Annotated in this window: 7 protein-coding genes; 3 read left to right on the forward strand and 4 right to left on the reverse strand. The window is 62.3% G+C overall.

All coding sequences use genetic code 11. The features are described from left to right. The 3 genes from AC1DQP_RS14535 to dusA all read right to left on the reverse strand — a co-directional run. Window positions 1–249, reverse strand: a 249-nt coding sequence (locus AC1DQP_RS14535) for a response regulator (RefSeq protein ID WP_478051866.1), incomplete at its 3' end; no start/stop codon positions are given. 72 nt (window positions 250–321) lie between these two features. Then, window positions 322–684 (reverse strand): hypothetical protein, encoded by a 363-nt coding sequence (locus AC1DQP_RS14540; protein WP_256775201.1) that lies wholly within the window; start codon window positions 682–684, stop codon window positions 322–324. A 212-nt stretch (window positions 685–896) separates the two neighbouring features. After that, on the reverse strand, window positions 897–1892 hold the full coding sequence (gene dusA, locus AC1DQP_RS14545; protein ID WP_457318547.1) for a tRNA dihydrouridine(20/20a) synthase DusA: 996 nt from the start codon (window positions 1890–1892) through the stop codon (window positions 897–899). A 125-nt stretch (window positions 1893–2017) separates the two neighbouring features. On the opposite strand from dusA, the gene AC1DQP_RS14550 reads away from it, so the two are divergent. Beyond that, window positions 2018–3106, forward strand: coding sequence for a tyrosine-type recombinase/integrase (locus tag AC1DQP_RS14550; protein ID WP_478051867.1), 1089 nt, complete (start codon window positions 2018–2020; stop codon window positions 3104–3106). Further along, window positions 3103–3681 (forward strand): hypothetical protein, encoded by a 579-nt coding sequence (locus tag AC1DQP_RS14555; protein ID WP_478051868.1) that lies wholly within the window; start codon window positions 3103–3105, stop codon window positions 3679–3681. The genes AC1DQP_RS14550 and AC1DQP_RS14555 overlap by 4 nt, the downstream gene beginning before the upstream one ends. A gap of 19 nt (window positions 3682–3700) precedes the next feature. Here the strand turns inward: AC1DQP_RS14555 and AC1DQP_RS14560 are convergent, their stop codons facing one another. Next, window positions 3701–4024 (reverse strand): hypothetical protein, encoded by a 324-nt coding sequence (locus AC1DQP_RS14560; RefSeq protein WP_457322435.1) that lies wholly within the window; start codon window positions 4022–4024, stop codon window positions 3701–3703. A gap of 900 nt (window positions 4025–4924) precedes the next feature. Here AC1DQP_RS14560 and AC1DQP_RS14565 point away from each other — a divergent pair. Then, window positions 4925–6665: autotransporter outer membrane beta-barrel domain-containing protein (locus tag AC1DQP_RS14565; RefSeq protein ID WP_478051869.1), on the forward strand; the 1741-nt coding region annotated here is incomplete at its 3' end.

The raw sequence follows: 6665 nt of genomic DNA on the forward strand, positions 1-6665 counted from the left end.
GCTCGAGCGTGCGGTGAGGATCAGCACCGGGAATTTCTTGCCCTCGTCGCGCAGCGCCTTGATCAGTTCCATGCCCGACATCTTCGGCAGGCCCAGATCGATGATGCCCACGTCGAACGGCACTTCGCGGCCCATGTACAGACCTTCCTCACCGTCCTGCGCGGCATCGACGGCAAAGCCTTCGCGCTTGAGCCGGGCTGCCAGTGTTTCCCGCAGCGGGGCTTCGTCTTCGACCAGAAGGATACGCATGAACTCTCCCTAGTGTCCTGGGTATGGCCTGAGGCCAGTGGAATACAGATGATTACGGACAACTATCCCTGTTCAGGGGTTATCGCCGCGTAGTGAAGACATATCCGATCGTGGTGCGCGGGGCTGTGAACGTGCCGGCGCGGGGTCGTCCATGTAGCGGACCCGACCGCGGTCGTCCATGTATTTGACCCGGTTGATGTCGCGACCGTCGTAGGGCACCCGCTCGGCACCCAGGATGTGGCCGCCGGTGGTGCGCTGGACGCGGCGGACCGCATCGGACAGCGACCGTTCCGGCGGTGCGCCCCGGGAGGCCCGGATCATCTCGGCGCGTGCCGGATCATGCTCCTGTGCCGATGCACTGCCGATGGCGGCAGCGGCGCCCGTCGCCAGCAGGGCGAGGACGGCAAGACGGCGGTGGCAGGTCACGGAGAACATCGGTCTGATCCTAGCGGAGCGCGGCTAAACGTTCAAAAGTTGTGAATCGGCAACCGCCAGCATCAGCCGGCGTTTTACAAATCCTTAGCGAATTCTTGGGTTTATGCAGTGAATCCGGTCTGAACTTTTCCGATTGGGCCCCCACTCCGTTCATCTAAGTGAACATTGGCGGCTAAAGTGGGCCCCTTGTCAAGCAGACAAGGTGACGCGGCTCACGCAGCGACGCGTTCGGCCTGGGCGCGGGTGATCGCCAGCGCCTGCTCGATCAGGTCCCAATCGGCGCCAGCGCGATGCGCGCCTTCGCTGAGCACCTGCCGGAACGCCCGGCCGCCCGGCTGGCCGTGGAACAGGCCGAGCAGGTGGCGGGTGATGTGCTTGAGGGCCAGGCCGCGGCCGAGCTGCTCCTCGATGTAGGGACGCATGGCGCGCAGCAGTGCCTCGCGCGGCTGCAGCGCCGCACCGGTCTGGGCCGCCTCGAGCTGATGCAGCACGTAGGGGTCGTGGTAGGCGGCACGGCCCAGCATGACCCCGTCCAGCGCGGGCAGCTGGGCCTGCGCGGCCTCGACCGTGGCCAGACCGCCGTTGAGCACGATCTGCAGCGCCGGGCGGTCGGCCTTGAGCCGGTGCGCCCAGTCGTAGCGCAGCGGCGGCACCTCGCGGTTCTCCTTCGGCGACAAGCCCTTCAACCACGCGTTGCGGGCGTGCACGATGAACATCGCGCTACCGGCGTTGGCAGATTGATCGACGAAGTTGACGAAGGTTTCGTAGTCGTTGTCCTCATCAACACCCAATCGGCACTTGACCGTGACCGGGATGTCGACCGCAGCGACCATGGCCGCCACGCACTGGGCCACCAGCACCGGCTCGCGCATCAGGCAGGCACCGAAGCGCCCGGCCTGGACCCGATCAGAGGGGCAACCGCAGTTGAGATTGACCTCGTCGTAGCCCCAGTCCTGGGCGATGCGCGCCGCCTGCGCGAGGAGGATCGGATCGCTGCCGCCCAGCTGCAGCGCCAGCGGATGCTCGCTGCCGTCGAACCCGAGCAGGCGCTCGCGATCGCCGTGGATCACCGCGTTGGCGTGGACCATCTCGGTGTACAGCCGTGCGCCCGGTGCCAGCAGCCGGTGGAAGTACCGGCAATGGCGGTCGGTCCAGTCCATCATGGGGGCCACGCACAGGCGGATCTGCTCGGAATTCAATGTTTTCATGCACTTAAGACGATATAGGGATACACAGTTACACCCGATTTTTCCCGGTTTTGCCCGGTAATTCCCAATCAGCTGTAGCATTTTTGTGCCAGCGATGGATTGGCACAACATGGAATGGCACAACGATGGCAACGCTGCAAAACCGCAACGGCCGCTGGCGCGCAATGGTGCGCCGCAAGGGCCACAAAGACCAATACCGCACCTTCCCAACCAAAACTGCCGCCAAGACCTGGGCGGAACGCATCGAGCGCGAGCAGGCCGACTACGAGGCTCGCGGCGGTACACCCGGCGAGAACCTGACCATCGATCAGCTGATCGACTGGCGGACCGATGAACTGGCCTCGGTGAAGGCGCTTGGCGCTACCCAAGCAGGCAACCTCAGCCGCATCCGTGAGGGTTTAGGCACCATCGTGGCCCGAAACCTGACGGCCACCGATGTGATCGAGCATGCGCGCCGTCGCGTGCAAGGCAACCACATGAATGCGAAGGGGCACATTATCCCCCCTTGCGCGCCGGCGACCATGAACGTTGAGCTGGGGTTCCTGTCGGAGCTGCTCAAGCTGGCCGGGCCGATGAAAGGCGTGAAGTCGGCGACGGACCCTGTGGCAGAGGCAAGGCCCGTCCTGCGGCTGTTCAAGCTGGTGGGCAAGTCCAAGCAACGCGACCGGCGCCCCACTGCGGAAGAACTGCAGCGACTGCACGAGCACTACGCTGCCGCAGCCTGGCGCTCTGTGATCCCCATGAGCGACATCATCACCTTCGCCATCCTGACGGCGAAGCGCGAGAGCGAGATCACCCGACTCCAGTGGTCCGACCTCGACACAAAGAACCGCACGGCGATGCTCAGGGATGCCAAGCACCCGCGCAGCAAGATCGGTAATCACCGGACGTTCCCGCTGCTCGGCGATGCCTGGGCGCTGGTACAGCGCCAGCCGCGGATCGAGGGCGACGACCGCATCTTCCCCTTCAACTCAAAATCCGTAGGCACCTCATTCACCCGCGCCTGCAGCGACCTGGGGATTGTCGACCTGTGCTTCCACGACCTTCGCCACGAGGCCACATCTCGATTGTTTGAGCAGAGCTACGATATTCCCGAGGTGGCGGCGGTAACGCTTCACACTTCTTGGAACGAGTTGAAGCGGTACACGCAGCTTCGGCCAGAATCTTTACACAGAGAGCCGTCATCGACTCGAAACGAGGAAACTAAGCCATGAAGTATCTATATTTCGTGGTCACGGCTCTTTTGGTGATCGCACTATCGCTGCTGCTGGCCACGCACTATCCGGTCAGGTCCATTACTTACCTCGGCTTGATCCTGGTCATCGGGGGGGCACTCATCTCAATGCTCGCAGCATTCTCTGGCGCGCGGAATGCGCTCAAGGTGGCACACCTCACTCCCGCCGACTTTGCGCCGAAACCCCTGCCTGATTCCAGCTCATTCGGATCCATATACGGCATAGGGGGCCAACTCCCTAACAAGATCGATGAGCTAGATAGGCACGTAAAAGCTGTGCACGAAGAGCTTCTAGATTTCAAACAACAGGTTGAGCGATCCCACGCCTTCACCGACGCACGGATATCAACCTTGCTCGGTGTGATCAGACACCATCAAGAGGTCGTTCTTCCCGCGTCATTGGCGTCCAGCTCTGACCTAGTGATTGCATCTTCTGGTTTCGCAATCATCGGCTCGATCTTGCTGGCAGATCCAACGTTCTGCCATGAGGTGCTATCGGGGGTCGCGGGCTCCCTGCAGTTCTTCATCGAGCGGCTGATGCAGGCCGTCGCCTAACTCCCTGCAGGGCGCTGCCTCAAGGAAATGGATGCGGCAACGTTTCCTTTAGCAAACGGTTGCCCTGCACGGCCTCACGCCACTGGACAATCTTGTCCACGTCCGCACGTAGTCGTACCTGGTGCCGGCACACCCAGGTCTCGGCACCGCTGCGGCCCTGATCGTAGTCGGTACACACCCGCAGCCCGTCTGCAGGGAACTTGTAGCGCCCCAAGGTCGCTCGCCATACCCCATCGATGCTGTGATGCATCTGGACGACAGCGACGCCACGATGCTCGAGCAAAGTGTCCGGGCCGAGGGCGCCATGCGGGGTCTTCCATTCGAAGTCGTCGGGCAGCGTCATAGGCGGAGAGGATACGGCTGGCCATCGCAACGACTGCGACAAAGCTGGGGATCGTCCTGACGGCGTTGAAGGGCGGCGCCGGGGAGAGCGAGAGAGCGAGAGAGCGACCACAGTGGACGCCGGCGCGTCCCCGCCCGTTTAAGGAAAAAAACCGATGACCACGGGGAATGAGCAATTTTTGCAACCACCCCGCACCAAGTCCAATAAATTACTTTAAATACAATAACTTATGTACCTATATCAATGGCAATAATAAGGCAACATCCAAGCAACCTGATTGCTTTTCGGGAAGGCAATCCGGGCCTGAAATAATTTCCTTATGAATCAATGACATTGCAAGTTCCCCGTTCGGAAATTGCTCAAAATTGCCCCCAAAAGCAATCACCACATATCCTTTACAATCAATCACTTGCCGCGTGCATCCGGTGTATCGATTGCTTGATTGCCATTTTCCCGTGGCCATCTGTTTTTTTGGGGCGCCGGCTCAGGCATGGGAAGGTCCGAAAACGCCCCCTCTCGCGCAGGGAACCGCAGGGCCGGTCGGTCCCTGAAGGCTGGCAAAGACCCATACAGGGCGGGGGCTGGGCCGTGCTGCAGGAAGTGCGGAAAAAGCACCCCAAGAAGTGCGCAGGCGTGGAGGGGAGACGAGTGCGCGCGCTAGGTCAACAGCTGCCTGCGCAGCGCCAAACCTCCACCTGTTCAGATTCGCCTGATCAATTGCAATTTGTTGCATGGATCACACTTTCTCGACCGCGCACACTGCGCTCCGCTCCGCTCTGCCCCCCCGATGAGGCGACGTGGCCGTGGTACTGCGCTACCTAGAAGCGCGGCCGATCACATTTATTTCACCGTACGGGGTTACTCATTGATCCGCACGGTGCGCCCCCCCTGGAGATCATTATGAATTTCGCAGTAGGCACCACCCTCTCGGTTGCCATCACAGCCACCCTTGCCCTCACCGCCACGTCACAGGCGGCCACACTGACACCGGGCCAATCCGGGACGGTTCAGCCCGGCGATACGGCGGAGGGTTGGGCATTGACCGGGGCGAACCTACAGGTCCTTCCGGGCGGCCAGACGCTGAGCATCAACGCCACTGACAGCTCAATCCTTAACTTGTCAGGTGGCCAGGTCACGGGCAATACCAGCACAGGTGCCATCCGCCTTTCTAACTCTCAGGCTGACATCCAGGACTCTGTAATCAGCAATGCCACTGGCCGGGCATTGTCGCTGGCATCCACCTTCACCGGCGGGCTGCCCTCGTCCGAAGCGACGGTACGCAGGAGCACGCTCACCGGCCTTGGCTTGGGGGCAAGCGTCTCAACCACCGAGGCGGGCCAGAGAGCATTACTCACGCTGGATGCCACACGGGTGGAAGGGCTTGCCAATGGCTCAATGACTCTGACTGGTGGCAATGGGCTGCTGGTGATCGGTACGGCGGATGTTCTCATCGGTAACGGCAGCGCCGTGATCGGTGCGCGAGATGGCATGTATGCGGTCGACACCAATGTAGGCGGGTCATCCAATGTCGTGATCGATGCATCACGCGTCGAAGGCGGTACCGGATCGGGGATCTACGTCGCGCCCTCGCGCGCCACAACCTCCCCGCCGACCGCCGCGGTCTTTACCGTAAGGAACAACGGCGAACTCGCTGGCGGTAACGGGAACCTGCTGTTTGTCGAAGCCCCAGATGCCATCATCGGTTTCAACATCGACGACTCGCGCCTCACCGGCAATATTCTCAACACCGTTGGCAGCACCCTCGATGTGGCGCTCAGCAATGGCGCCGGCTTGACCGGTGCTACCCGTGACATCACCTCGATGCGCGTGGACAACGCACGCTGGCAGCTCAGTGACAACAGCTCCACGGGCACGTTGGCGCTGGGCGCTGGCGGCGAAGTCGCTCTCGGCGACGGCAGCGCCTTCCACACCCTCAACGTCACCGGCAACTACACCGGCAACGGCGGCACGCTGCTGTTCAACACCGTGCTGGCCGGCGACGATGCCGCCTCGGATAAGCTGGTCATCGGCGGCGACACCAGCGGCCAGACCAACGTGCGGGTCAACAACGTGGGCGGGGCCGGTGCGCAGACGATCAATGGCATTGAACTCGTTACCGTGGCCAGCGCCTCTAACGGCCAGTTTGACTTGGTGGGCCGCGCGGTCGGCGGGCAGTACGACTATTTCTTGTTCAAGAATGCGGGCAACTGGTATCTGCGCTCCCAGCTGCCGACTGCACCGGACCCCTGCGATGCCGACCCGACACTGCCCGGTTGCGGCGGTGGCGTTGATCCGGTCGATCCGGTCGATCCCGTGAATCCGGTCGAGCCGCCGGTACCTGTGCTGCGCCCGGAAGGTGGCGCCTACCTGGCCAATCTGCAGGCAACGCAGACGTTGTTCCGCCTGGGCTATCACGACCGTCACGCCGGCCAGAACAGCGGCCGCGCCTGGGCACGGGTAGATGGGTCACGCACCGGTTTCGATGCGGTCGGCCGCCAGCTTGATGTGCACGGCAATAGCCAGTCCCTGAGCGTTGGCGCGGATGTGTGGCGCAATGACGCCGGCAGCGGCGCGGGCGTGATGCTGTCCAGCGGCAATGCCACCAGCACCTCCACCAACCCGCTGAGCGGCTACTACGCCC

This window comes from Stenotrophomonas sp. P5_A8 (assembly GCF_056400545.1).